The organism is Phormidesmis sp. 146-12 (genome assembly GCF_052939495.1).
The window spans coordinates 1-25,429 of sequence record NZ_JBJPHS010000001.1 but is presented as its reverse complement, the minus strand read 5'-3'; the positions used below and the strand labels follow the sequence as shown (position 1 = coordinate 25,429).

At 48.2% G+C, this 25,429-nt stretch carries 19 protein-coding genes and 1 CRISPR repeat array; of the genes, 10 read left to right on the top strand and 9 right to left on the bottom strand.

From position 1 onward, the window contains the following. Positions 1–25 precede the first annotated feature (25 nt). From cas7d to cas3, 3 genes are read left to right on the top strand one after another with little or no spacing between them, the layout of a single operon-like run. The gene (cas7d, locus tag ACKFKF_RS00095) at positions 26–1,084 is read left to right on the top strand and encodes a type I-D CRISPR-associated protein Cas7/Csc2 (protein WP_446865825.1); all 1,059 of its coding nucleotides are present in this window, start codon (positions 26–28) and stop codon (positions 1,082–1,084) included. Positions 1,085–1,086: 2 nt separating this feature from the next. After that, complete coding sequence (gene cas5d, locus ACKFKF_RS00090; RefSeq protein WP_446865824.1) at positions 1,087–1,914, top strand: type I-D CRISPR-associated protein Cas5/Csc1; 828 nt, start codon at positions 1,087–1,089, stop codon at positions 1,912–1,914. Beyond that, a complete protein-coding gene (gene cas3 / locus ACKFKF_RS00085) occupies positions 1,904–4,189 on the top strand; it encodes a type I-D CRISPR-associated helicase Cas3' (protein ID WP_446865823.1) in 2,286 nt (761 codons plus the stop codon). The genes cas5d and cas3 overlap by 11 nt, the downstream gene beginning before the upstream one ends. Before the next feature lie 36 nt (positions 4,190–4,225). Here the strand turns inward: cas3 and ACKFKF_RS00080 are convergent, their stop codons facing one another. Continuing rightward, positions 4,226–5,443: an IS256 family transposase gene (locus tag ACKFKF_RS00080; protein ID WP_446865822.1), complete on the bottom strand. Its 1,218-nt coding sequence runs from the start codon at positions 5,441–5,443 to the stop codon at positions 4,226–4,228. A 110-nt stretch (positions 5,444–5,553) separates the two neighbouring features. Here ACKFKF_RS00080 and ACKFKF_RS00075 point away from each other — a divergent pair, with 110 nt between their 5' ends. Next, on the top strand, positions 5,554–5,817 hold the full coding sequence (locus ACKFKF_RS00075) for a hypothetical protein (RefSeq protein ID WP_446865821.1): 264 nt from the start codon (positions 5,554–5,556) through the stop codon (positions 5,815–5,817). Positions 5,818–5,820: 3 nt separating this feature from the next. Here ACKFKF_RS00075 and ACKFKF_RS00070 read toward each other — a convergent pair whose 3' ends face one another. Further along, on the bottom strand, positions 5,821–5,988 hold the full coding sequence (locus ACKFKF_RS00070) for a hypothetical protein (protein ID WP_446865820.1): 168 nt from the start codon (positions 5,986–5,988) through the stop codon (positions 5,821–5,823). Continuing rightward, complete coding sequence (locus ACKFKF_RS00065; RefSeq protein WP_446865819.1) at positions 5,964–6,230, bottom strand: hypothetical protein; 267 nt, start codon at positions 6,228–6,230, stop codon at positions 5,964–5,966. Before ACKFKF_RS00065 ends, ACKFKF_RS00070 begins: the two co-directional genes overlap by 25 nt. Positions 6,231–6,259: 29 nt before the next feature. Here ACKFKF_RS00065 and cas6 point away from each other — a divergent pair, with 29 nt between their 5' ends. From cas6 to cas2, 4 genes are read left to right on the top strand one after another with little or no spacing between them, the layout of a single operon-like run. Beyond that, positions 6,260–7,066, top strand: a complete 807-nt coding sequence (gene cas6, locus ACKFKF_RS00060; RefSeq protein ID WP_446865818.1) for a CRISPR-associated endoribonuclease Cas6 — start codon at positions 6,260–6,262, stop codon at positions 7,064–7,066. A gap of 2 nt (positions 7,067–7,068) precedes the next feature. Further along, positions 7,069–7,647 carry a CRISPR-associated protein Cas4 gene (cas4, locus tag ACKFKF_RS00055; RefSeq protein ID WP_446865817.1) on the top strand — a complete coding sequence of 193 codons (579 nt, stop codon included), beginning with the start codon at positions 7,069–7,071 and terminating at the stop codon, positions 7,645–7,647. Between the two features lies 1 nt (position 7,648). After that, positions 7,649–8,626 carry a type I-D CRISPR-associated endonuclease Cas1d gene (gene cas1d / locus ACKFKF_RS00050; protein WP_446865816.1) on the top strand — a complete coding sequence of 326 codons (978 nt, stop codon included), beginning with the start codon at positions 7,649–7,651 and terminating at the stop codon, positions 8,624–8,626. A gap of 5 nt (positions 8,627–8,631) precedes the next feature. Beyond that, positions 8,632–8,925, top strand: coding sequence for a CRISPR-associated endonuclease Cas2 (gene cas2 / locus ACKFKF_RS00045; protein ID WP_446859302.1), 294 nt, complete (start codon positions 8,632–8,634; stop codon positions 8,923–8,925). A 204-nt stretch (positions 8,926–9,129) separates the two neighbouring features. Further along, positions 9,130–10,923: a CRISPR direct-repeat array (repeat unit 37 nt; unit sequence CTTTCACAAACCTAAATCCCGGCAACGGGACTGAAAC). A gap of 31 nt (positions 10,924–10,954) precedes the next feature. Here the strand turns inward: cas2 and ACKFKF_RS00040 are convergent. The 4 genes from ACKFKF_RS00040 to ACKFKF_RS00025 all read right to left on the bottom strand — a co-directional run bounded on the left by ACKFKF_RS00040 (position 10,955) and on the right by ACKFKF_RS00025 (position 15,181). Further along, a complete protein-coding gene (locus ACKFKF_RS00040) occupies positions 10,955–11,137 on the bottom strand; it encodes a hypothetical protein (protein ID WP_446865815.1) in 183 nt (60 codons plus the stop codon). A gap of 135 nt (positions 11,138–11,272) precedes the next feature. Next, positions 11,273–12,106: a dienelactone hydrolase family protein gene (locus tag ACKFKF_RS00035; protein ID WP_446865814.1), complete on the bottom strand. Its 834-nt coding sequence runs from the start codon at positions 12,104–12,106 to the stop codon at positions 11,273–11,275. A 153-nt stretch (positions 12,107–12,259) separates the two neighbouring features. Then, positions 12,260–12,679, bottom strand: coding sequence for an IS200/IS605 family transposase (gene tnpA, locus ACKFKF_RS00030; RefSeq protein ID WP_446865813.1), 420 nt, complete (start codon positions 12,677–12,679; stop codon positions 12,260–12,262). Positions 12,680–13,267: 588 nt separating this feature from the next. Then, positions 13,268–15,181: an ATP-binding protein gene (locus tag ACKFKF_RS00025; RefSeq protein ID WP_446865812.1), complete on the bottom strand. Its 1,914-nt coding sequence runs from the start codon at positions 15,179–15,181 to the stop codon at positions 13,268–13,270. A gap of 346 nt (positions 15,182–15,527) precedes the next feature. Between ACKFKF_RS00025 and ACKFKF_RS00020 the strand changes: the two genes are divergently transcribed. Continuing rightward, on the top strand, positions 15,528–15,737 hold the full coding sequence (locus ACKFKF_RS00020) for a hypothetical protein (protein WP_446865811.1): 210 nt from the start codon (positions 15,528–15,530) through the stop codon (positions 15,735–15,737). Between the two features lie 629 nt (positions 15,738–16,366). On the opposite strand, the gene ACKFKF_RS00015 is transcribed toward ACKFKF_RS00020, so the two are convergent. Together ACKFKF_RS00015 and ACKFKF_RS00010 are read right to left on the bottom strand one after the other, a co-directional pair. Beyond that, on the bottom strand, positions 16,367–21,253 hold the full coding sequence (locus ACKFKF_RS00015) for a CHAT domain-containing protein (protein ID WP_446865810.1): 4,887 nt from the start codon (positions 21,251–21,253) through the stop codon (positions 16,367–16,369). A 441-nt stretch (positions 21,254–21,694) separates the two neighbouring features. Beyond that, positions 21,695–22,426 carry a DUF928 domain-containing protein gene (locus ACKFKF_RS00010; RefSeq protein WP_446865809.1) on the bottom strand — a complete coding sequence of 244 codons (732 nt, stop codon included), beginning with the start codon at positions 22,424–22,426 and terminating at the stop codon, positions 21,695–21,697. A 515-nt stretch (positions 22,427–22,941) separates the two neighbouring features. Between ACKFKF_RS00010 and ACKFKF_RS00005 the strand changes: the two genes are divergently transcribed. Continuing rightward, on the top strand, positions 22,942–25,173 hold the full coding sequence (locus ACKFKF_RS00005; RefSeq protein WP_446865808.1) for a CHASE2 domain-containing protein: 2,232 nt from the start codon (positions 22,942–22,944) through the stop codon (positions 25,171–25,173). Positions 25,174–25,429 lie beyond the last annotated feature (256 nt).

Below are 25,429 nucleotides of genomic sequence, written 5' to 3'. Positions count from 1 at the left end.
ACCATTAATTTTGAGGAACTGAACAATGTTGATCGAAAAGTTGAATGCTTATCTTGCACCTACCTATGAGAATTTTCCCAAGGGGCGAATGATTGGCTTAATAGTTCTGAGAACATCAATGTCTGAACTGATTCTTCGGACTGAAGGAACGGGTGAGCCAATGTGTCGAGAATTTGTGCAAGCTGGGTTGGCTGGTGATAGCCGCAAAAAACTGGTTCAGCGACTGGTGATGACCAAGCGAAAGCAAGTTGCACCAGAGCGTCGTCGCGGGCGTGAATTTCTCAGGGCTTATGATCTCCTATACAAAGTCAAGAAAAAAGAAGAAGAACTCACTTGCTCTCTTAATACAAATGCTCCCTGTGAAATGTGCGTAGATTGCTTTCTCTACGGTTTCGCGGCGGGTGGTGGTGGTGCCCAAAAAAGTCGAGTTTGGACTGAGGATGCTTTTAGTCTGTTGCCTGCTAACGATTTGATTGGCGATCGTACCCTCAACGGGGTGTATGAAAACGGCACTATGCGCCTACGCAAAGACGAAGATAAAGACAAAGCCTCTACATCACTCAATACCAGTGAATACATCAAGCCAGGAGTCCATTTTCTGGATGTTGTTACCCTGAAGGATGTGACTGCCGATGAATTACGGTATACGATCGGTAATATTCTGCTCACTAGCCGCTATGGTGCAGTTTCTAGTCGAGTAGGGCGGATGGAAAATCAGATTCTGGGCGTGTTTGGTGGAACTGCTGAGTTGCCTAGTTCACTAGAATTGGTTCAATCTGTTCATGATGCAATGGCGACTCGCGAAGAACTGTTAGAGCATCCACTAGAAATGAGTGGATTGATCGCTCAAGTTGAAACTGTCATTGATAGCTGGAAAAATCGGCGAGGAGTGTCAGTGAAACTGTCTGAAGATGAAGTAAAAGCTTTGATCGCAGATGTCGATCGCCATTGGTCAGATACCGATCGAGAAGCATTCTTGAAACGCTTAGATCAGTCCTATGAAACTTTCCGTAAACCTCCTGCAACAGAAACTAAAAAGACGAAAGGGAAAGGTAAAAATGCAGCAGTTGAGGCAGGAAGTTAGAGATGGTGACAACTCAGCAACTTAATTTACTGTCATCTCAAGAATCATCACAACCAACATTCAAGCAAGTGCGCTTAATTGAGCTATGGTGTGCAGAACCTGTGTTCTTTGCTTCTAGAGAAATCTCTGACTGTTATTACACAGAAGGCGTACTGGGAAACTATGCTCTTGCCTACGCCCTAGATTGGGCTAGTTCTCCTTACCGTTTAGTAGGACAGGCAACAGGTAGACCCACGTATCTAGAGGATTTAGTCCCGATCGCTCAATCTTCCTACATTCTCCCAGCGTGGTCATCAAACGGACAAGTTTCCTTTCGGTTTCAGCGATTCAACGCACTATCGGATGCTTACTGGTACTCCATGACCAATAATCGGGTAGCAACTGCACGCGAGAACTTACCTGAATATCGACGCTTGCAAAAAGAAAAGGGAGATAAGCCAAAGCATCGATCGTTCAGTCCTAGCAATTTTCCGCAAACAGGACGACTCCGCATGATCGATCGAGGAAATTGCTTCCAGACGTTGGTTTTTGGTGATCGTGAACTGCCAGACTATTTTCGGATTGGGAAATTTAGGAGCAAAGTTCGACTTTCTGTTCTACAGCAGTTTCCATTAGTGGCTTTGCCTGTCGGTGAGTATACAAGTCATGCCTTGCTTAACACGGCTGATTTACCGCCTGATTTGAATCTTCTAGCATTCGATCTCATTGCCATACCACCCGTATCGTTGGTCAAGAATCTTCGATTTCAAGGTGCTGCATGGCAGATGGGTGAGTTCATCGTTCCAGCAAATCTACGGTTCTGTGGAGGACAGCTTACGAATGGCACATAAGAAATTAACCATTGAATTAGAAGCTAAAAGTATTTCTGCTTGTACTGATCTACCTCCTGAACTCGTTTTCATGGGTCAAGCTTTGCAGCATCAGGTCGATGTCTTTGAAATGGCTCGTGATCACGATATCATTCTTGATCTTGCTCCCACTGGAACAGGTAAGACGAAAGCCTCTTTCACGGTTCTTCTACACGAGAACAATTGCAATCGGAATGCTGTTTACATTGCTCCCACCAATGCGCTCGTTGAGCAACAGAAGCAGGCGGCTGAGGATTTTGTACGAAAAGCAGGCTTACCTCATTTTGTGATTGCGGCTTCTGCGAAGGAGGTCAGAACTTGGTCTGATCAAGTAGGAATACGTCGAGGGGAAAAGATTTATAACCTCTTGAGAAATCCTGCGACGATCTTTCCAGAGGTGGGAGGCGATCGCCCAGTTCTATTAGTCACAAACCCTGATATCTTCTACTATGCAACATTTTTTGCCTATCAACGGTTAGATCGAGTCAACATTGCTAGTCAATTTTATAGTTCGTTTGCAACAGTAATATTCGACGAGTTTCACCTGTACGATGCTAAACAACTAGTCGGGTTGCTGTTCTACTTAGCGCTATCTCATGAGTTCGGATTTTTTAACAGTGGTCGTCGAGTTGTTCTACTAACTGCAACGCCTGAGCCTGCCTGTGATACTGCACTTGCTAGTTTGAAGAATCAGGGGGTTAAAATAGCGCTTGTGGATGGGGAAACCAGCACAATGCATCTTTTACCCTCTCAAACAGGGGTCAATCTGGAATTACTTCCTCAGCCTGACTCTGATCAGTTTCTATTGGAATTGAGAGATGAAGTGGTTCAGCGCTTTCAATCTAGACCTGATCAATATGGTGCAGTCATTTTAGATTCCCTAGATCAGATTAATCGACTTTCAGATTTACTTCAGAAGAAAGGATTAGCTAATCAAGTTGGGCGCATCACAGGCCCGTCTCCCTTAGCAGATCGTCAACGCGCCATCCAATGCCCCATTATTCTAGCGACTAGCACGGTTGATGTTGGTTTTAACTTTGAGCGCAATCCTGCTTCCGATCGCCAAACTTTAGATTGGCTAATTTTTTCCGCCCGCGATCGCGCTGCATTTTGGCAACGCATTGGGCGAGTTGGACGAGTTTTAGGTAGACAACAAACAGACAGACCTTCGGAAGCGATCGCTTATCTTTCTGAAAAAGCCTGGGAAGAAGGATTAGGTTCATTAGATTGCTCTGGTGGACGATTCAGCCTTCAGCAAAAACTTTCTGAACTTGCTTGTCTCGATCGACCTTTTCTCAGCATTTATTGGCAATCTGAAGCCTTCTTGGAAATTGCTCGTCCTCTTCTAAAATTAGAAGAAATGATGCAAGGACTAGCGCAAAGTGAGCTAATACCCAAGCTTTACAACACTCTGAAAAGAGTTTTAGGAGGAAAGCGGGATTGGGCTTATTATCGAAGGCGAATGCAAGCTTTGCAAGCGGCGGAGTCGATCGCAAACGAGAAAAAACTGACAGATGACCCACTCAAATTTGTCAAGGGTAAAGCTAGACGGGAACTCGTTACGACATTTCTGAAAGCAGAGTGTCCCGAAGAATGGGCAGATTTTGAAGAAAACCGAACAACATTTCAACAGTATGAAACCGTTTTCAAAGAAAATTCTGAGGCAGCAGCGGCGCTGAAGCAATTTTGTAAGTCCTTTAGTGCAAGCTATGCTCCTTTATTTGGATTTCGCTCTAGCCTATTTGAGAGCCTCAACATTAAAGATCCAAAGGGTTTTGTGCTGGATCTCTCAGAGGAGACATTGATTGATCCCATTCATCTACTGCGCTACTACGAGTTTGCAAGTCAGAATGAAGAAACTGAAATCATTGATCGATCTGAACCACCCTATCAAATCAGTTTTCGCCTCCGATACCACGGTGATCGTTTGAGCTTTTTAGCAACTCAGATGAATAAGTTGAAAGCGTTTGAAAACTGTCGGGTTGAACGCAGAAGAGACAATGCGATCGCACCCACCCCGCTGCTAAAGAAATTGGAAAAAGAGCTAGTTCCAGGCGTTGTGATGTGTCAAATTGCCAATGCACCTGCCTATTATCGCCTTCGGCAAGAGAGAATTACAGCGTATCCAATTGTTGTTAGTGGAAAAGATTTTGAGAGAGAGTACGCTTTTTTGCCGGGATTGCCAGGAATTTTAACTTTGGCAATGTGTGGCGTAAAGCTTAAACTACCAGATGATGAAGAATTTCTGATCTTCTAAGGGGTATGTCAATAGTTTTGTGTCAAAGGTGAAAAGTTAGAGGGGAAATCGGTCTTCGTATACGATCGCAAAACGATTTAAAGCAGCTTTCCAATCCTTGATCGGCATCGTCCAACGTTTGGAGATATTCTGGATCGCCAGGTAAACCACCTTGAGCACTGATTCATCAGTGGGAAAAGCCCGATGATTTTTCAGCACCTTCCTCAAGGTCATGTTCACGGACTCAATGGCATTAGTCGTATAGATCGCTTTACGAATTTCCGGTGGGAAAGCAAAGAAAGGAATAATTCTTGTCCAGTGACTCATCCACGATCGACTGATGGTAGGGTACTGGTTGTCCCATTTTTCAGCAAATGCCACCAATTGCTGTTCGGCTTCTGCCTCCGTCGCGGAGGTATAGATCAACCTCAAGTCTGCCGCCACCGCTTTGCGATCTTTGTAGGACACATAGGACAAGGAGTTTCTCACCAGATGAACGATACACAGTTGCACCTGGGTTTTGGGAAACACAGCCTCGATCGCATCGGGAAATCCCGTCAGCCCGTCACAGCAAGCAATGAAGATATCTTTCAGCTCCCGATTTTGCAACTCGGTCAGCACCTGAAGCCAAAACTTCGCAGACTCGTTCTGGGTCATCCATAGCCCCAAAAGCTCCTTAGTGCCAGAGAGGTTAACTCCCAGCGCCAAGTGGATCGCTTTGTTGACAACACGCCCCTCTTGCCGCACTTTGACGACCAGGGCATCGAAGTAAACAATCGGGTAGACTGCCTCTAACCCCCGATTCTGCCAAAGCTTGCGCTCTTCTTCCACCGCATCGGTGATGTTGGAGATCAGTCCTGCCGATACCTCCACTCCATAGAGGTCTTGCAGTTGCGCTTGAATGTCCCGTACACTCATGCCCCTTGCGTACAGCGACAGAATTTTGTCGTCAAAGCCGTCGAACCGGGTCTGTCCTTTCTTGAGAATGATTGGCTCAAACTCCCCATTCCGGTCTCTCGGAATGCTGATTTGTGCCGCTCCAAACTCGCCTTTGATCGTCTTTTTACTGTGTCCATTGCGGCGATTGCGACTCGCTTTACCCGTCTGCGATGGTTCAGGGTCTTGCTCCTCTAGATGGGTTTTCAGTTCTGCGTTTAAGCAGCGTTCAACTAGGGCACTGGTGAGTTGTTTCAGAATTCCACCCTCTCCGATTAAGTCTTCGGGGGTCTTGTAGCCTTTAAGGAGTTCGTCCAGTAATTCAGGTTGAAAGATCATAGGTTTGATGTCTCCGGTTCAGTAGTTCATTAGATCTCAACTTCTGACCTTTGACACAATTTATTTTACAATCCCCTTCTAAGTTTGCAATACAGCGAGGAAAATTTACGATGACGATCGCAGAACTCATAGAAGCACTTTCTCAGTTTGATCCATCGACTCCCGTGGTTGTTCGCGGCTATGAAGGCGGCTACAATGACATCATTGAAGTTGAGAAATGCTCAATTCAACTAAACGTGAATCGCATCTGGTACTACGGCGATCACGGTAGCAACGATGATCAGCTAAAGCCACTTCCTGATTTTCCGACGACTCAAGTTGCTTACCTTCATAGCTACAACCATATTGCTGATAAAGACTGGCATGGCAAGTAATCTTTACAGCGATTTGCCAAAGCCCTTCTTAATCTGCTTTTTAGCAGACGTTGGGCGCTCCCCCAAAAATTCTGCTGCAAATCCACCTCGATCTTGAATCGCCAGCCCACGGGTACGTTTGCTCTGGTAGGCTTGTCGCTCTTCTGCTAGAGGATGCGCTGGATCAACCAATGGGTAATTGAAACTGAAAAGACTTCCTTACCTTCAGGATCACCCTTGAGGGAACAAGTAATGCCACCCATGTCTCCAGCGTAGATCACTGAATCTACTGTGTACTCACGACTTGGGTCAAGGAATTTGCCCTGGGCCTTCAACCTTTTTGCCATTTGCTTAGTAGGGTAAACCTGGAGCGGGAGACTAGCTTTAAGTTTTTCAGTTAGCTCCATCGCCTGTGCGTAATCATCAATTTGCATTGCTCTTCCTATCCCATGATGAACAGCTTATGCCTCATAGTTTAGTCCTAAATCTCTTACCTCAATCTCCAATTCCCGCAAGTCATTTGAGTGGGCGACATCTCCATGCGTTGTTTTTGGATTTGGTACGATCGCACTCTCCCACGCTTAGCGAAACCCTGCACAAACAGACCGCTGATAAGTCCTTTACGCTCAGTGCTTTGCAGACTCAGAATCGCGGTCATGTACTTCAATATCAGCATGAACGGGCGATCGCCGCTGCAACCCCTTGCTGGTGGAGAATCTCACTCTTGGATGATGCATTGTTTGGTCAGTTGGCGCAGCTTTGGCTGACGTTGAGTCCAAAACAACCGTGGCATCTGGGAGCCGCCAATCTGAGCGTGACGAGCATTTTGGGAACGGCGCAAGCGAGACAGCCCTGGGCAGGCTTTAGGTCGTATACCCAACTGTATGAGCAGGCATCAGAGCACGATCGTCAGATTAAATTTCAGTTCTGTACGCCGACGACGTTTCGGCAAACTAAGTATGACAGCGCATTGCCGACGAAAGAATTAGTGTTTCAAAGTTTGTTGCGGCGGTGGAATCAATACAGTGAGATTCCGTTTTCTGACGTGATCGTTGAAGCGATCTTTCCGAGTTACTTTGATATTCGGACTGAGATCGTGATGGATAGTCGCAGTAAGTTGATTGGCTGTGTCGGGGAAGTGACGTTTCAAATCTTGGGCGATGTGGATTCTCAAACAATTCGGCAGATTAACACGTTAGCAGATTTTGCACTGTATGCCGGAGTGGGCCGGAAAACACCGATGGGAATGGGAATGGTACGAAGAAGATAATCATGAATTCTGAAAACTATCTGCCTCTCTCGTATTTGAATGCTTGGGAGTACTGTTCGCGGCGGTTTTATTTGGAATATGTGCTGGGAGAAATGGCGGAAAATGAGCATATCGTGTTGGGGACTCATTTGCATCGCAACATCAATGAAGCCGGGGTGACGCAGGAAGGCGAGACGGTCATCCATCAACAGCAGTGGGTTTGGTCAGAACGCCTACGGGTGAGCGGAATCATTGATGCAGTGGAGGAGCGATCGGGCAACCTGGTTCCGCTGGAGTACAAGAAGGGGAAAATGGGGCGGCATTTGAGCGATCATTTTCAGCTTTGTGCGGCGGCGTTGTGTTTGGAGGAGCGTACTGGGAAGGCCATTGCATTCGGCGAAATTTTCTATCATGCAAATCGGCGGCGACAGAGGGTGGAGTTTTCGACTGAGCTGCGACAGATGACGGAGGAAGCGATTTGGGCGGCGCAGCTTGCAGAGTCGCGTCCGATGCCTGCCCCGATCGACCACAAAACAAAATGTCAGGCGTGTAGTTTGCAGAGTATTTGTCTACCGATCGAGATAAAGCAATTAAGGAGCTAAGATGTCTGTTCTCTATGTGACTCAGCCAGATGCCATTCTAAATAAATCCTATGAGGCGTTTACGGTTAAGCTCAAACAACCGGATGGGTCTTGGAAAAAACAAACGATTCCCGCGCAGACGGTTGAGCAAGTGGTGCTGATGGGCAATCCGCAAGTGACAGGCGATGCCTTGATGTATGCGTTGGAGTTGGGGATGTCGGTGCATTATCTGTCCAGTTTTGGGAAGCATTTGGGGTCTGCTTTGCCGTCTGAGTCGCGCAATGGTCAGTTGCGGTTGGCGCAGTATCGGAGGTATGAGGATCAGGGGCAGAAGTTGGCGTTGGTGAAAGCGATCGTGACTGCCAAGATTCACAATCAATCAACGGTGTTGTATCGTCACGGGGTCAAGGAGCATCCTTTGAAGCAGCGAAAGGCGAGTGTTGAGGGGCAGTCGTCGCTCGACCAGGTGCGTGGGATGGAAGGATTAGCAGCGCGGGAGTATTTTGCCTGCTGGTCGCAGATGTTGAAGGAACCTTGGACGTTTTCGGGACGCACGCGCCGCCCGCCGACTGATCCGGTAAATGCGCTGTTGGGGTTTGCTTATGGGTTGTTAAAGTCGCAGGTGACGGCGGCGGTTCATTTGGCAGGACTTGATCCTTATATTGGCTATTTGCATGAGGTGACGCGGGGGCAGCCAGCTTTGGTGTTGGATCTGATGGAGGAGATGCGATCGCTGATTGCGGATAATGTGGTGCTGTCGGTGCTAAACAATCGGGAGCTTCAACCCAAGGATTTTACGGAGAGTTTGGGGGCGTATTTGCTTTCGGATGGGGGGCGGAAGACGTTTTTGGTGGCGTTTGAGCGAAAGTTGAGTGATGAGTTTACGCATCCGGTGTTTGGGTACCGCTGTACCTATCGGCGATCGATTGAGTTGCAGGCAAGGCTTTTGGCGCGGCATTTGCAGGAGGGGGTGGACTATAAGCCGCTGATCCTTCGTTAATCATGATGTCTACTTTGTTTTACTTGATTATTTATGATCTGCCGGATAGCAAGGCTGCCAACAAACGACGGACTCGGCTGCACAAGTTGCTGTGTGGATATGGTAAATGGACGCAGTACAGTGTGTTTGAGTGTTTTTTGAGTGCGGTTCAGTTTGCAAAGCTTCAGGTGCAAGTGGAGAAGTTGATCAAGCCGGATGAGGATTCGGTGCGAATTTATGTGTTGGATGCGGGGGCGGTGAGGCGGACGATTTCTTATGGGTCAGAAAAGCCTCGACAGGAAACGAGTATTATCTTATGATGAGCGTGATTCGATTTTTGGCAAACCAAAGCGAGGGCGAAAACCCTGGGGGGTTTGCCAAACCCCAGAACCTTGACAATCCAATAGTTTCAAGAATCGCGCATATGCTCTGGTAAAATTATTTTGGCTGAAATCAATGTTTCAGTTGAGGTTTGCCAAAATCGGTTGTAGAACCCTCTGCCAGGGAATGTTTCAGAGCGCGGCCTTTCACAAACCTAAATCCCGGCAACGGGACTGAAACTAGACCTCAGCAGAATCAGTAGCGGTGATTTGACAGCTTTCACAAACCTAAATCCCGGCAACGGGACTGAAACTTCACTTGTCCCGCCTGCAAACCGACACGGATACACTTTCACAAACCTAAATCCCGGCAACGGGACTGAAACCAAAAGCTCCAGACATTAAGCGAACCTCCCTTCGACGCTTTCACAAACCTAAATCCCGGCAACGGGACTGAAACCCTCTTGTTATCGATCCACGAATGATCGCGGCTCGGCTTTCACAAACCTAAATCCCGGCAACGGGACTGAAACATTTCACCGCCCTTGACCATACTTTCAAGAACTTCAACTTTCACAAACCTAAATCCCGGCAACGGGACTGAAACCGGCATTGTATAGTGTTTCCTGCGGAGCGCAGTTATCCTTTCACAAACCTAAATCCCGGCAACGGGACTGAAACTAAGAGATGCTCCAACTTGCGCCCGTGATGATGCCCGACTTTCACAAACCTAAATCCCGGCAACGGGACTGAAACAGAAAGGGAGGTGCGATCGTGAACAGAGCGAACACGCCTTTCACAAACCTAAATCCCGGCAACGGGACTGAAACGAAAGCGCGACGATTAGGGAGAGTAGAGATAGGCATAGCTTTCACAAACCTAAATCCCGGCAACGGGACTGAAACATGCCCGACGAATTGTTGGCATTGCCCACACTGACCTTTCACAAACCTAAATCCCGGCAACGGGACTGAAACGAAAGCGCGACGATTAGGGAGAGTAGAGATAGGCATAGCTTTCACAAACCTAAATCCCGGCAACGGGACTGAAACATGCCCGACGAATTGTTGGCATTGCCCACACTGACCTTTCACAAACCTAAATCCCGGCAACGGGACTGAAACTAAGCATCGGCTTCTAATTTGCGAGACTGTCTTTCTCTTTCACAAACCTAAATCCCGGCAACGGGACTGAAACCTCACGTTTGCCATCCCCACTGGCAATCTGATTCGCCTTTCACAAACCTAAATCCCGGCAACGGGACTGAAACTCACATTGGCTTTTGCGGGTGTGGTCGCGCCTATCTTTCACAAACCTAAATCCCGGCAACGGGACTGAAACGCTTGCTCTGGGCTAACTTTCTTGGCCGTTGCTGACCTTTCACAAACCTAAATCCCGGCAACGGGACTGAAACTTGCCTAACGCGCCATTTTTGATTGGTTTGCCAAAGCTTTCACAAACCTAAATCCCGGCAACGGGACTGAAACTGCATTTCACGTAGAGTATGGGTGTCACCGCCCATCTTTCACAAACCTAAATCCCGGCAACGGGACTGAAACTGATGAATCACCCCAACCCTGGCTTCTCAACGAAACCTTTCACAAACCTAAATCCCGGCAACGGGACTGAAACCTTCTATCATCTCTCAGCCTGCTCAAGCTGCGCCTGGGCTTTCACAAACCTAAATCCCGGCAACGGGACTGAAACCTAGACTTCGATTTTCTCGTTCTTGAGACTGGAGTCTTTCACAAACCTAAATCCCGGCAACGGGACTGAAACATGTTTGGTTTGATTGAATCTTTATTGGAGGACGGACTTTCACAAACCTAAATCCCGGCAACGGGACTGAAACGCCACTCGCAATGGGCAAGGACTGAGTGAGGCTGACTTTCACAAACCTAAATCCCGGCAACGGGACTGAAACTCCGTGACATCTTGAGCCGTGCCGACTCTGGGCAAGCCTTTCACAAACCTAAATCCCGGCAACGGGACTGAAACCTCCGAGGTAAGCAACAAATTCTCCTGCAATCTATGCCTGTGGCTTGACCACACTGCTCGATTCAGCACCCGATGATAATTCTGGAAATGACATTGCTTTAACCTCATCACTCGCCAAATCGCGCTCACCGTCCGTTTCCCTAGTGCTAATGGCTCCCACAACTAATATGATTTGCCACACCCACTTGGAAAACACGACGGCAAACGGAAGCATCAAATTTAATCAGTCTTTTGGTAGCCCCTCTGTCAGAACCCATTCATTATTCTTGTTCTGATTGTGCTACCTTTTCTACGCATCGAATCTCATCAAATGGATAAAATTGAGAGAAACAGCACAAAATAATTTAACCTACGCAACTCCATTCTGCTTAAACCACGCTTGCAAACGCTTCCAGCCGTCTTTAGCATCCGTCTCTCGATAAGAAGGACGATAATCTGCAAAAAAGGCGTGTGGGGCATCAAGGTAGACAATAATTTCAGACTTATTGCGGCTGGATTTGAGTCGATCGCGCATCTGTTCCACCGTGTTAACGGGAATCCCGGTATCCTTGCCGCCGTAGAGTCCGAGAATGGGAACCGTCAGGGTTGATGCGATGTCGATCGGGTGCTTAGGATTTAACGGAGTCGCATCCCCAACCAATCGCCCGTACCAAGCAGCACCCGCCTTCACTGTAGGATTGTGAGCCGCATAGAGCCAAGTAACTCGCCCTCCCCAGCAAAAGCCTGTGATCGCTAGTTTATTGGCGTTGCCCTTGGCAGATTTAGTAGCCCAATTGACCGTCGCATCCAGATCAGATAGAACTTGAGCATCGGGTACTTTAGCCACGATCGAACGAATCTGATCAATGCTACTCAATTTAGAAACATCGCCCTGACGCACAAACAATTCGGGAGCGATCGCCAAATAGCCCAACTTCGCAAACCGCCGAGTGATGTCTTGAATATGTTCATGTACGCCGAAGATCTCCTGGATGACAAGCACGATCGGGAAGTTGCTCCCTGTAGCAGGTGCGGCTCTGTAAGCAGGAATCGAGCCATCTTTAACCGGAATCTTGACTGCGCCTGCAACTAACCCCTTCGCATCTGTAGTGATTGTTTTAGCGGAAACGGGCTGCACTGCCAGCGCAAACCCTGTCGCGATCGTAGCGGTTGTAATGAATTGACGACGTGTGATTTCTTTCATGTTTCTGGGGTGTGAGTCTCTGTAATCATAGTCACTAAGAAGAATAATTTCTAGACTTGGCACTACAGTCAGACACCCCCAGCAAAGCTGGTGGCTTGATGAATGTGACCGCCCCAAGGGCGGGTGTCCTTGCTGAAGGTGTCTGTGAGTCAATTAGAATCGTCCACTTTGCTCAAACACTTCTTGCTCTCGGATATACCGACGCACCACCTCCTCTTCAAATCCAACGGTTGAGACGGCGTAGCCCCGTGCCCAGAAATTCTCTCCCTCAAAATTGCGCTGCTTGCCTTTGAATCGACGGGCAATTGCAATGGCACTTTTGCCCTTGAGAAAGCCGATCACGGACGACACTGCATGTTTCGGCGGAATCGCAATGCACATATGCACATGATCCACCAGCAAATGTCCTTCGATGATCTGGCATTCTTTTTGACGCGCCAACTCATGAAACACCAGCCCCAAATATTGCCGCAACTCCAAAAACATGGTCTTTCGACGATACTTGGGCACGAAAATCACGTGATACTTGCAATCCCACTTGCTGTGAGAAAGGCTTTGATACAATTCCGACATGTGTTTATCCTCCTACGGTTCGGTTCAAGCCACCGTGGGAGTTACTTTACACGCGCTCAGGAACGCCGGAAACGCTAAAAGCTGTTCAAGTCGCACTGGTAAAACCAGTGGCTTACCTTCTGAGCTACTGACAAGTTAGACGATCTAATCAATCGACTTCCTGCATGAATATCTGTCAGGTGATATTAGGATGCGTTTTAACACTCTCTCGCTATTGTTGCAGACCCACATTGAACTGAAAGTTCACGCTAACAGAATTCATACCACATTGATCTTTGAGTGCTACAGATCTTGGAGAACAACCTAAATTCCCACTTGTAGGGGACTTCAAGCCAAAGAAGTCTCGGATTCTCAAAGTCCCCCAGAATGGGGGATTTAGGGGGCGAAGGATCTGTAGCATTAACTAATTGATTGGGTATAAGTCCATTAAAGGGAGTACTCCTTGGTTTCAGTCCTTTCAGTGGACTTTGTTCTGTTAGCCCGGATTCTAATCACGGGTGGAATGCAGCGGCAGCCAAGGGCTTTAAAACACACCCTAGCTTCGTAGGAGCCTTCGGCAACGCTGCTAATTAAACTCTCAACAAGCTGCTATAAAAACGTTGCAATCTCCTTGAGATAGACGCGACTTAGTGGCTCTTGGGCACCGAGTTGATATTGTTCGACAAGACCCTCACGGCGGATTGAAACATTCTCTCCTTCGGTTGTGACCACGATCGAGTCCTCAAAAACATCCCGCGCCAGCATTTGCTCAGTAGAAGTAGGCTGGTCTAACACTACAAGGTTACTTCCGTAGTAGCCCATTCCTTCTTTGTCTAGTACCGCCTCATCATACTCAGCAATCAGTAAATCTAGTTTGGGATTGCGTAATAGATTTTGAACATTGGTATTGTAATCGGGATGTAGATTCTTTTTAGACCGATTGACAAACACAGCAGACCGACAAACGGCTCCGATCGTCCAGTCAGGGTGGTGTAGCAGAATGTGATCAATAATCTCTTCAAGCTGTGGGACAGAAATTCGGTTGAAAGTAATGGTCGGAATCCGGGCATCAGTGCTGGATGAGAAAAAGGTTTTGAGAATGTGATGCGTGACATCAACCCGATCGCCGATCGACGGCTTGAGATGCATAAAAATGCCAGGAGCCGCATTGATCTCAATGATGCCAAAGTTTCCTGCTTTCCATGACTGGCTCAGATCACGGGCAATCACATCAATCCCAAGACAAGTCAATCGAAAATGCTGGGCGATATCTTGCGCCAACACAATATTGTCAGGATGAATAATACGAGTTGCATCACTACTCAGACCACCAGAAGATAAATTTGCAACCTTACGCAGATAAACGGTGCGATTAGATTCGACAACGCTATCTAACGTTAAATTTTGCTCCTCTAGATAACGCTCCATTGCATCGTCACACTTGATTTTTCCGAGTGGAGAAGTGGGCGTATCCGATCGCTCGACCGTCTGATTAGCCCGATCGATCAATTCCTGAATCGTAGAACTCCCGTCTCCGACCACAGAAGCCGGACGGCGCTCAGTCGCTGCTACAAATCGACCATTCACGCAAAGCAACCGAAAGTCTGCCCCCGAAATACTCGTTTCTACAATCACCCGAATCGATTGTTCTGAAGGAATGGCTTGAACGGCGCGATCGAATGCCAACTCTAAATCATCTGCATCTTTAACATCTGCTGTCACCCCAATTCCTTTATGCCCAACCACAGGCTTGATGGCTACCGGATAGCCAATTCGTTTTGCTGCTGCGAGAGCCGCTTCCACATCGCCCACAATCTTGCCCGTCGGCACCGGAAATCCCAATGTACTCAGAAACGCCTTACAGTCATCTTTGCGAGTGGTGAAGTCAGAATCCAGGTGGCTGTCAGTATCAAACGTTGTCGCCACTCCTCGCACTTGTTTTCGACCATAGCCATACTGCATTAGCCCTTCATCCCATAAATAGAAAGCAGGAATGTCTAACTCGTGAGCCGTTTTGAGCAATGCATAGACCGTCGGGCCACCATAGACCGACTGCCGAAATAGCACTTGCAGCACTTCGATTTGATCATCGAGATAAAACGGCTGCTTTTGGGTCAGTGCCTCAAACCAATCCCATACACAATAAACGATCGAGCGACTAGTCCGAGCATGAAGCGCCTGAACCGCAATGCGAACAGAAGAATTTGATATAGGGGTGAGACTCCAGCGATCGAAGTGCAAATCCATTTCTAGTTTGCTGACTTCTGTCAGGGTACGAGCAAATAAATGGGCGACTGTAGGATAAGAGTCTTCGCGCAGATGGGGATAGCGATCGCCTACGCCAGCGATGTATTCCTCTAGAGGGAGCAGTTCCGCATTCCCTGTTAGCGCAAAGTCAAAAACCGTTGCCGCTGTTTCTAAATAAGGATTTGGCCCAACATAATATTGAATGCTAAAAATGTCGAAGGCATCGGTTCTCCTAGCATTCACGCGAACGACATCAGTGCCCTGATCAAGAACCATAGCTAAACCGTAATTTTGTGCGATCAGACGATAACATTAGCTTGAGTCGTCTGCGTCTATCTAAGGAGTTGAGCCGCTATCCTGAGTGTTACTGATTCCTAACTTAATTCGATAGACTTCTCCTGCTGCGTTGCTCAGAGCTTCTGCCTCTCAAGTTTGGAGAACTTTAACTAAAATTTTGTCTCGATCGTTCCCTGCAAGTTGTCGTGGGCTGTTGATTTTTGCTGCAATTCCATTAGAAAGCAACTGTAAATAAACTCCTCCCAATGGGCTAGAACTATAGGTAGGTGTATTTTTAAGTAAAATCTAATACAGTTAGACTATAAGCGTACATAAGGAGACAGCAATGACTGTTACAGAAAACGCTGGTCTTAGAGATAAAGTTCACCAACTTGCCGAAGATGCTTTTCACCAACACTTGATCTCTGGGTATGGCGACGGAGAGTTTGAAGGCGAGTATCAGATTGTCTACAAAGGCAAGCCCAGACATGTGCCACTAGAGCAAGCGCGATCGTTTCTAACAAATCTCTTAAGTGGCAACAAAGTAGCAGAGTAACCGAGCTAACGATAAGCGGCTAGCCGTTACCCTCCAAACAAGTGAAGCATGGGTAGCAGAGACTTCAGATCCTGGACAAAAGACATTAGACAGACAATTAAGAATCTACTTAGTTTGAAGTCCGAAGTCTATGGTCTAAAGTCTCTTATCCAGATCGCAATCACTCACCAATCACATCAGCACTTTAGGACAGGTTTTGCGGCTGTTGAACACTTCTGTCAGAAGACGATTCAACGGGAGCATCCCAATTGTGTAGCACAGTCTTTCTGCCCTCACCCTAACCCTCTCCCCAAGGCTACCGTGTACACACAAGTTGATTGATCATTGCCGAGACCCTTCGCCCCCTAAGTCCCCCAATTTTGGGGGACTTCGAGATGTTGTAATGGCTTTGAACTTTGGAAATCTTTCCTTTGTCAAAGTCCCCCAGAATGGGGGATTTAGGGGGCTGAAGCCGATTGAAACGAAGCGATTCCGGACTTGTGTGTACACGGTAGCTCCCCAAGGAGAGGGAACAGAGATCTGACTCCCTTCGCCCCACTTCGTGAGGAGGGCAATCCGAGATTTTGCACAATTGGGATGCCCCTATTCAACCCTCTATTTGACCTTCAATCTTTTGTATCAGCAGACGCTTACCAGGGATTGCCGACCATTGTAAAGCCTGACCAGTAGTAGGGATGAGAAAGTGGCTCATCGACAGTATCGACGCTGGCAGCAGGTAACGGAATGCCCCCGATCGCCCCTAATCCTTGAATCTGTCCGTCTTTGAGATAGACATCTCCTTTGATCATAGCCAACTGTGCCCGTCGTAGGGCTTCTGATTTAGTGGGAGCCGTTTTCAGGTTCTCATAAAACTTGATAATTAGAGCAGCCGTTCCAGCATCGTTGACGGCCCAAAGGCTTGCAACCGTTGTTTTCACCCCCGAAAGGACGGCTAACCCTGCAAATCCTAGTTCGGCTTCCTCGTTACCTAGGGCGGTTTTGCAGGCGCTCAATACCATCATCTCAACCTGCGGATCGTTTAACCCCAACTGCCGCACCTGATCAAGTCTCAGTTTGTCGTCCCAAAGTTGAATATAAGAGTCTCCGACGGGCCCCGGATTGAATGAAGCGTGAGTGGCCATGTGGAGAATGCCGTAGCGCTGTTGACCTCGGAGGGTTTTCAGAGTTTGCAGCGTGGTTTGGGTGTCGAGAACTAGCTGACCACGCCAGATTTTAGCGACCAGTGTAGACAACTCTACCGGGACGGCGGGTAATGGCTCCTGACCTTGAGTACTTTGAGACACACCCATCGCCAACAGTTGAGAATCCTTGATATCGGTGATCACTGTATTGGTCAAACTCAGACTGGGCATCAATCCGACACTATACCGTTCGACGAGATACCCTTTGCCATCATGGAGCGCAGCGATCGGCGTTGAGCGCAATCCAGTATCCGGCAAAAACACGAGATTGTTGATGTTGCGAGTTTGAAGTTCGGACTCGATCGGAGCAATGATCCAGCCATAAAGCTGTTGTGATAACTGTAAGTAGGTGTCGGTTCCCAGGTTTCTCTGATTAATCAATTCGTTGCGAAAATCGTCTGCTGCGCGCAGGACTTTGGCTCTAGTCGCGGCGGGAATGCGTTTGCGAATGGGTTGCCCTTTGGCAGTGACGACGAGTAGTTCTAGTTGATCGCTTTCCTGGGCGGCTGTAGTGCGGGCCGTTCTAACAGTGCCACTCAAGTCAGCCGGGACGAAACTAGCATAGATAAATGCGGGTCGGGCCCCGGTGGCTTTTTCAACCTTTTGAGCCAGGGTTTGACCATCATCTTCGGTCTTGCGATCGGGGCTAAAGATTCCCAAATAGTCGGCAAAAGAAGACGTAAATCGGTCTTCGGGGGTGATGTTGGGATTGAGTAGCGGCTGATTGGCAGGAGTAATTTGATCGGGCGTGGGGAGACCGCCAGGAGGATTGTTCACACAGTCAACTGTGCAGTTTGTCACTGTCGGGCTGGGAATGTTGAGTGCGATCGCTTGGGGGGTTGAGTCAGACACTTGATCGCTGGCCCGGACTCGAAAGGCATTCAGCAAGCCCAGTGTGTTAGTCGGTGGCGTGTAGTTGAGTGTTTCACCGACGACGATCGTATCGCCCACATTAAGAATCGTATTACCTCGACGCAGTGTTCCTGAAGCGATCGCATCAATGATTACGGTTGTATTATCTAAGTTAGTATCTCCTGTATTCGCAGTGAAGGTAAAAGAGAATGCTTGGTTGGGGAGAGCATTGTTAGATAAAAGCGGATTAGTGGTGACGGTGGGCGGCGTGTTTACCGAGATGATGGTAGTACCGGGAGGCGTTCCGGCAGCAGTGCCACCATTGGGAAGAACGGGAAAAGTCCCTGCGGCGATCGTCGTGCCTCCGCCTGTATTAATCGGTCCGGCTGTTCCGTTTAGGGCAGAATTCCCGATCGTAAAGGGATCATTGTTCGCTCCGCCATCCTGCTGAATGGTTACGCCACCTCCTTGCAAGCTAACACCTGGAACTGCGCCGCCCCCAGCCAAAATCCCCTGTGTATTGATGGTGTCACCTGTTGCGGTTGTTCCGATGCCTTGAATGCGGCCGTTGGTCGCAATCTGAACAGCCCCACCCGCGAGAATGGCTGCTCCAAAATCGCTGGTTGCTTGAGTGTTAATGCTACTAAACAGAATATTGTTGCCGGGAGTTGGATTGGTTGAGTTGAGAGTGACTGTTCCTGCGATCGCGCCTGCTACTCCATCGACATTGGTGGCGATCGCAGAAGCGTTAATATCCCCGTTTACCGTAACGTTGTTTCTAGCAGTTAAATTGATGGTTCCTGCGGTTGCTGTAAAATCTCCACTTGGGTTAATTTTTGTCGCAGATGCGTTTACAGAGTTTGCCGTAGTGCTTCCTGCCAGGGCTGTGATCTGGACATTTCCGGCAACTGGCGCAAGCCCGGCACTTTCGAGAGTACTAGAGTCGATGTTTCTGAGATTGATGGTTCCAGCATTGCTAGTAATGTTGATATTGCCACCCGAATAGCCATTTCCCGTAGTAATAATATCATTGGCGGTAATGTTGCCGTTTGCAGTCAGCGTGACAATGCCACTGTTAGTACTGCCTAAAAAACGAGTATCTAGATTGCCCAAATTTAGACTGTTTCCAGCGATCGTAATGTTGCCGCCCCTTGCCTGAATAGTGTCGGTTGGATTAGCAAAAATAACAGAGCCATTGGTAGAAGTCAAACTAAAGTTAGCGGCATTCAAACTAGCTAGACCAGGTGTTGTAATTCCGGGAGTATTGCCTGTGATCGGATTAATCGTAATATTACCCGTCGCCTGTAAGCTAACATTCGCTCCAAATCCTAACGCGCCGATCGCTCCCCACGAGACTGTATTTGCTCCATTGTCCGGTAGTCCAAAAGGAATGTTTCCCGCTGTTGCATCAAAGGTTCCGCCTGCGGGGGCATCAATGATGGTCAGCGTCGTTGGATCAAGTAGCAAATTACCCAAACGACCATTGGGCGCTGACACATCGACCTGACCTTTGAACGTGAGCGCCTCTTTGCCCGACACTTCGACAAAGCCTCCATTACCCGAATTCTTACCACCCTGAGCCGCGATCGACCCAAAAAATTGAGTGTTCTGATCTGACCAGATAATGACGCGCCCGCCATCGCCATCTAGTAGGCTATTAGCCAAAATTTGAGTGTCAGGACTCACAAACGTTTGGGCAGCATTGGGAACGGTTCCTTTGCCCTGGTAGTCACCACCAATCCGGATGGTTCCTCCTTGTTGGGGTGTAGAGGCATTGAGATTCGCTCCAATTAGTCCAACTTGGTTGCCAAATACATTGATTTCGGGAGCTACTACTTCTCCGCTAATTAAAGTTGTTCCTGGTGTCGTTGGGAGTGGAGTTGTCGAGCTAGTCAGTTGAATCGTGCCATTCGGATTAACCGTAATGCCTGTTGCACTGCTAAGATTGCCACCTGTGAGTAGTTGGGGCAGCGTCGCGATCGGGAGCCTCCAGTTTGAGGAAGTAGAATCGGGCGTTACTTCTAAGCTCAGAGGACTCCCAACTTGACCGAGACGAACTACACTTTGCCCAGGCACCGATGTTAGTGTGATCTGTCCTTGTGGGGCTGTGAGTTGTCCCGTATTCATGACTGTCCCGCCTAGTAGCATCAGACTGCCAGTGTTCACCCTGAGATTTCCAGCGTTGACGATCGCTCCTAGTTGAGTGGTTGTGAAAGCAAAGGCGTTTGGTGTTCCAACTAGCGTGGTGTAGTTGTTAGCTCCCGCTGCATTGAACCATTGATTGTTAAATCCAATCCCCGTTGCAGTGGTTGCAGTAAAGGAACCTGGCACATCTAACCGAGCATTCGTCCCAAAAACAATGCCAGCCGGATTCATCAAAAACAGATTGGTACTACCGCCACTAACCCGCACCAGCCCCTCAATGACCGATGCATTTCCGCCCGAAACCCGCCCCAGAATGTTTTGTAGCGCCGAACTTGATTCAAAGTTAACAATCTGCTCTGGTCTTACTCCAAACTCACTAAAACTATGGAACAGATTTGCTCCGCTGCGTGTTCCACCCGTGACGTTAACTTGGGTAGCATTGGGAGTCACGATCGTACCCGTTCCATCGATCGCAGGTGTGACTTGAGCTAAAAGCGGTGTTTCGACGAGAGCCATTAACGGAATGGTTGCCAACAGAGAACATACAGCAGCCTGACGAATCTGTTTTGAAGGGTTTACAGTCCGTCGTCGTAGCTGAAACTCACGATTAGACCATTGCACTTCGATTGTACGATCGTTTAATCCTCGACGCTCAAGCGCTTGCTCAATCGCTCGCTGTGACCAAACAATCTGCTCCACGTTTTGAGTGGTTGAAATACTCTCAGCATGACGACGATAAAAGTAAAGCGGTTGGCTGAGGTGATGGATTTTGGTAACTTCGGACAATTTCAAACATAGATCATAGTCATAAGCCGTTCCCGAAAAGCTGGGATCGATGCCGCCGGATTGTTCGTAGGTCGATCGCCGCATCAGCCGAAAGTGAAACGTCATAAAATCGACGAGCAGCCGTTCTGAAGAGTAGGGAATGTGACAGCGATGACCATATCCTGTAATCTTGCTGGCTGCGTCCATTTCAACATAGTCGGTGTAGACCAGCCCGATCGCCGCCTCCCGCTCCAAAATGCTAACTGTTTGTGCGAGTGCAGTCGATGCTAGAAGATCGTCACTGTCTACAAAGCCAATGTAGGTGCCGTGAGTTTGAGCGATCGCGCCGTGAGCCGCTTTCGTCACGCCTTGATGTTCTGCTGTCACCACTCGAATTCGATGGTCTTGCTGCGCGTATTGTTGAGCGATCGCTGTTGATTGATCCGTCGAGCCATCATCCCAAATCAATAGCTCAAAGTTTGAATAGGTTTGTTTGAGAACACTCTCGATCGCGGCTGCCAAGTACTTTTCCCGGTTGTAGTTGGGCATCACAATAGAAACTAGCGTAGTCATGGAAACCTCTAAATTAAGGGATGAAGGATGAAGGGTATTAAGGGAGGAGGGAGGAGGGATAAAAGGTGATGTGGAATTTTGGGTTCAGAGTGTTGGATTTTGGGTTTGAGGAATGACTGTTGAATAAGTGGTTTGACGGTAGTTCGATCTCTTCGAGTTACCCGCAAGGGGTCGAGATTTTTCGCTTCGTTGTCTAGCGCTTCTGCCCCCCACCCCCCCATTCTGGAGGACTTTAAACAAGCGTTCTAATTGAGCCTTCATTGATGGAGATTTGGGAGGCAATCTGAATTTACAACCGAAGCAAAGAAATTCATCAAATTCAGATCAATTTAAAACACAGAACCCATCCCTCCTCCCTCTTCCCTCTTCCCTCCTCCCTCCTCCCTCTTCCCTCTTCCCTCCTCCCTCCTCCCTCTTCCCTCTTCCCTCCTCCCTCCTCCCTCATTTCTGAATCGTTCTCGCCAGTCCAACCTGATCGAGCAACAGAGCTAAGTCTGACTGTAATGTGGGGTTGGGTTTGCTGATGTAGGGAGTGGCTATCGCCGTCAATGCGTCATACCAGTAGCCCGATTGTGCGTAGAGCATGGCGCGATCGCGAGCAGAGTTAACTAACCGAAATTGTTTGGTTTCTTTGGCAGACAGTTGGACTCGTTGAATCCAGGCTTGATAGGTGGGATTGGTCGATCGTTCATCTTCAGAACGAATCAAAGACACTGACCAGCGATAGTCAGCATTGGGGGTGAGTTCTGGTAAGTTTTGTGGCATTTCGATTTTCGAGATTCCCGCCTGCTTGACCTGGACACGCTGCACAAAAATCGGAGTGCCCACGCCTCGTTTATACAAAGCAATTTCTACGGGCACCGTCGGAACGCTGGAGAAATACCAGAAAAAAGCAGGATGCCCAGCCGTCGTCAATGCTATGTGATCTTTGGGCACCAGCAGTTCTACTTTGACCCGTAAGGCTTCTCCACCCGTCCGTGACCCGGCTCCTTGAGTGCTGACAATCTTCCGGGTTTTGGGCAGTTGATAGCGAAAATTAGAACGAGGAGCCGCGATCGCAGCGTTTTCTTTCAAGGGCGAAGGATTAGAAGTCAGGTCGATCGCTGCTAACTCTGAAAGAGTCAACATAGAAACGGCCGTCAAAATCAAAGTCGCTAATCTAAATGGACGCATCATTTTCACAGTAGTTTGATTGAGAAGTCTGTCGATTGTCTTGTGATTTTTATACAAAAAGCTTTGCGAACATTACGGCTAACACTCAATCGTTATAGCCCAAAAAAATTATTCCCTACAGAAAATACATGGTTGAGGATGTTTATATTTACCAAAGCTTTGATCCAGTCCTCCGGAATTCATTTAAGTAAATATTCGGATACAACACAGGAGGCTTGAAGAAGACGTTGGACGTTGGACGTAAGGTTCGAGTTTAAGGAGTGTAGATTGAATAAAACCGACGATTGGTAGGTAGGTTGAGCCACGCAAAGTTCCACGATTTCAACCGTTGGCGGGGCCTTTCCCTAGTGCTCAACCCACTCTACAAGATTCGATATTATTGAACTCTCATTTCTAACGTCTAACGTCCAATAATGTCTAACGTTCCACCTCTCGCACTCCGGTCTAACATTCCAGAGGAATTAGGTTCTAGCATGTGGGCATGATAACTACATCAAATCTTTGGCGTTCAACATATGTGGAAGCAGTTAAGATACAAAGTCTGGCAATGGCGAATTGTGATTGCGATCGCCCCCAGTGTCGCCGGACTTGTCATGCTCATTCGATATAGCGGATCGCTGCAACCGCTAGAGTGGTGGAGCCTGGATCAATTGTTTTGTCTGCGCCCTGTAGAATCGCCAGAGTCAAGAATTGTCGTCGTTGAGGTTCAGGAATCTGACCTGAGAAAAGTCAAAAAATGGCCCCTGTCAGACACAATGCTGGCAGATTTATTAACCAAAATTAGACAACAAACCCCAGCCGCGATCGGGCTGGATCTCTACCGAGATTTGCCCGTCGAACCGGGACATCAACAGCTAAATCAAATTTTTCAAACCACCCCGAATCTGATTGGAATCAAAAAAGCAATCAGTGATGGAAAAGGAGCCGCAATCGATCCGCCACCCAAATTAAAAGAACTCGATCAAGTTGCAGCGAACGATGTCATCGTCGATTCAGATGGAAAAATTAGACGGGGAATTCTTTATCTTACGGATCAAAATGACAACAATGTGATGTCACTTCCGTTAATGCTGGCGACCATCTATCTAGAACAGAAAAATAAACCCTTAACCGTATCTGAGCAAGAACAGATCAAATTTGGTGAAGCTGTATTACCTGCCTTTCGTGAAAATGATGGTGGCTATGTCCGATCGGACGATGGTGGCTACCAAATTTTATTGAACTATCGCGGTACTCAATCCAGCTTTTTGAGGGTTTCGATGTCAGACGTTTTGGCAAATAAAATTCCTACTAACTTACTGCGCGATCGCATTGTTCTAATTGGCCCCGTTGCCGAAAGTCTCAGAGATGTTTTTTACACACCCTACAGTAACGATCTGCGAAACATTGCCAAACTGCCTCCTCAGATGCCAGGGGTTTATTATCATGCCAATCTGACCAGCCAACTGTTGAGTACTGCCCTCGACGATCGCCCCTTGATCAAAACCTGGGACAAATCGATCGAGCTACTGTGGATTCTCGTCTGGTCGATTGTAGGAACGGCAGGTAGCTGGTTATTGCGTCCGACGGGTCAGGTTCGGCATCCGCTTCAGATTGTTGGGCGGCGATCGCTGATTCCCTTAGCGGCGGTGGGGTCGATCGGGGCGGCTTATGCAGCGTTTCTCGTGGGTTGGTGGCTGCCTTTGGTGCCGGGACTGCTGGCTTTGGGCGGTTCGACTTTGGCGGTGACGGCTTATTTTGCTCAACTCTCCGCCAGAATTCGCAGTACGTTTGGCCGCTATCTCACCGAACAGGTTGTCACCAGCTTATTAGAAACGCCGGACGGTCTAAAATTTGGCGGTGATCGTCGCAAAGTCACGATTCTCATGTCCGATATTCGCGGATTTTCGGCCATTTCTGAGCGCTGTCCGCCCGAAAAAGTCGTGCATTTTCTCAACATTTATCTCGAAGTGATGGCCGATGTGATCACCCAATACGGCGGCACGATCGATGAGTTTATCGGTGATGGAATTTTGGTGATTTTTGGGGCGCTACAGCCGTCAGAAGATGATGCTCATCGCGCGATCGCCTGCGCTATTGCAATGCAATTGGCCATGAATCAGATCAATCAACAGATCCAGTCTTTAGACATCCCTAATTTAGAAACTGGAATCGGAATCAACACAGGAGAAGTCGTCGTTGGCAACATTGGATCGATCAAGCGAGCAAAATACGGGGTCGTCGGCAGCAATGTTAATTTGACCGGGCGCATCGAGTCTTACACCGTCGGCGGTCAGATTCTGATTTCTGAATCCACACTGCACGAAGTCGGGGCGATCGTTCGCATTGATGGGCAAATTCCCATCCAGCCCAAAGGCTTTCAAGAACCAATTATGATCTACGACATCGGTGGTATTGGGGAACCGTTCAATCTATTTCTACCCAAGACAGGACAGGTTTTTCACGAACTCACCGCCCCCATTCCTATCCAGTTTTTTGTTCTCGACGGCAAACACATTTCAGGCAGTCAACGCTCTGGATGGATTACAAAACTCTCGCCCAAACAAGCAGAACTCAAAACCGAGCAGCCCATTCCCTTGCTCAGTAACCTCAAAATCACGCTCGCCGCCGCCCCCGGAGAAGACCTCTACATCAAAATTGTGGAACAAGCGATCGCCAATCAGCCCTGTTATCACGGCTACTTTACGTCCATTCCCGCAGCGACGAAACAGATATTATCTACCTTCATTTCCCCATCAATTCAATAAGGCGATCTCCGATTCGTTACTTGAATCTTCTGCCGCCCAAGCTGCTAATTCTGAGAGACTTTTAGAACCAGATTTCCGGCTCAAAGTCCTGCACACGTGGGGGATTTAGGGGGCTGCCGAATTAATAGCCGGGCGTTGCTGAATCAGGGGACGAATTGCCTCCAATGCGAAGGGGAACCCAAGGTTCAAAGTCCCCCAGAGTGGTAGGGTTGATTTATTCTAGCCAGAGGGAAAGCCAACCATCGGCAACAACTGC

Excerpts from the sequence above, each read along its gene's own strand:
- cas7d (WP_446865825.1), top strand. The coding sequence starts at position 26 with ATGTTGATCGAAAAGTTGAATGCTTATCTTGCACCTACCTATGAGAAT.
- cas5d (WP_446865824.1), top strand. The coding sequence starts at position 1,087 with ATGGTGACAACTCAGCAACTTAATTTACTGTCATCTCAAGAATCATCA.
- cas3 (WP_446865823.1), top strand. The coding sequence starts at position 1,904 with ATGGCACATAAGAAATTAACCATTGAATTAGAAGCTAAAAGTATTTCT.
- ACKFKF_RS00080 (WP_446865822.1), bottom strand. The coding sequence starts at position 5,443 with ATGATCTTTCAACCTGAATTACTGGACGAACTCCTTAAAGGCTACAAG.
- ACKFKF_RS00075 (WP_446865821.1), top strand. The coding sequence starts at position 5,554 with ATGACGATCGCAGAACTCATAGAAGCACTTTCTCAGTTTGATCCATCG.
- ACKFKF_RS00065 (WP_446865819.1), bottom strand. The coding sequence starts at position 6,230 with ATGCAAATTGATGATTACGCACAGGCGATGGAGCTAACTGAAAAACTT.
- cas6 (WP_446865818.1), top strand. The coding sequence starts at position 6,260 with ATGCCTCATAGTTTAGTCCTAAATCTCTTACCTCAATCTCCAATTCCC.
- cas4 (WP_446865817.1), top strand. The coding sequence starts at position 7,069 with ATGAATTCTGAAAACTATCTGCCTCTCTCGTATTTGAATGCTTGGGAG.
- cas1d (WP_446865816.1), top strand. The coding sequence starts at position 7,649 with ATGTCTGTTCTCTATGTGACTCAGCCAGATGCCATTCTAAATAAATCC.
- cas2 (WP_446859302.1), top strand. The coding sequence starts at position 8,632 with ATGTCTACTTTGTTTTACTTGATTATTTATGATCTGCCGGATAGCAAG.
- ACKFKF_RS00040 (WP_446865815.1), bottom strand. The coding sequence starts at position 11,137 with ATGCTTCCGTTTGCCGTCGTGTTTTCCAAGTGGGTGTGGCAAATCATA.
- ACKFKF_RS00035 (WP_446865814.1), bottom strand. The coding sequence starts at position 12,106 with ATGAAAGAAATCACACGTCGTCAATTCATTACAACCGCTACGATCGCG.
- tnpA (WP_446865813.1), bottom strand. The coding sequence starts at position 12,679 with ATGTCGGAATTGTATCAAAGCCTTTCTCACAGCAAGTGGGATTGCAAG.
- ACKFKF_RS00025 (WP_446865812.1), bottom strand. The coding sequence starts at position 15,181 with ATGGTTCTTGATCAGGGCACTGATGTCGTTCGCGTGAATGCTAGGAGA.
- ACKFKF_RS00020 (WP_446865811.1), top strand. The coding sequence starts at position 15,528 with ATGACTGTTACAGAAAACGCTGGTCTTAGAGATAAAGTTCACCAACTT.
- ACKFKF_RS00015 (WP_446865810.1), bottom strand. The coding sequence starts at position 21,253 with ATGACTACGCTAGTTTCTATTGTGATGCCCAACTACAACCGGGAAAAG.
- ACKFKF_RS00010 (WP_446865809.1), bottom strand. The coding sequence starts at position 22,426 with ATGCGTCCATTTAGATTAGCGACTTTGATTTTGACGGCCGTTTCTATG.
- ACKFKF_RS00005 (WP_446865808.1), top strand. The coding sequence starts at position 22,942 with ATGTGGAAGCAGTTAAGATACAAAGTCTGGCAATGGCGAATTGTGATT.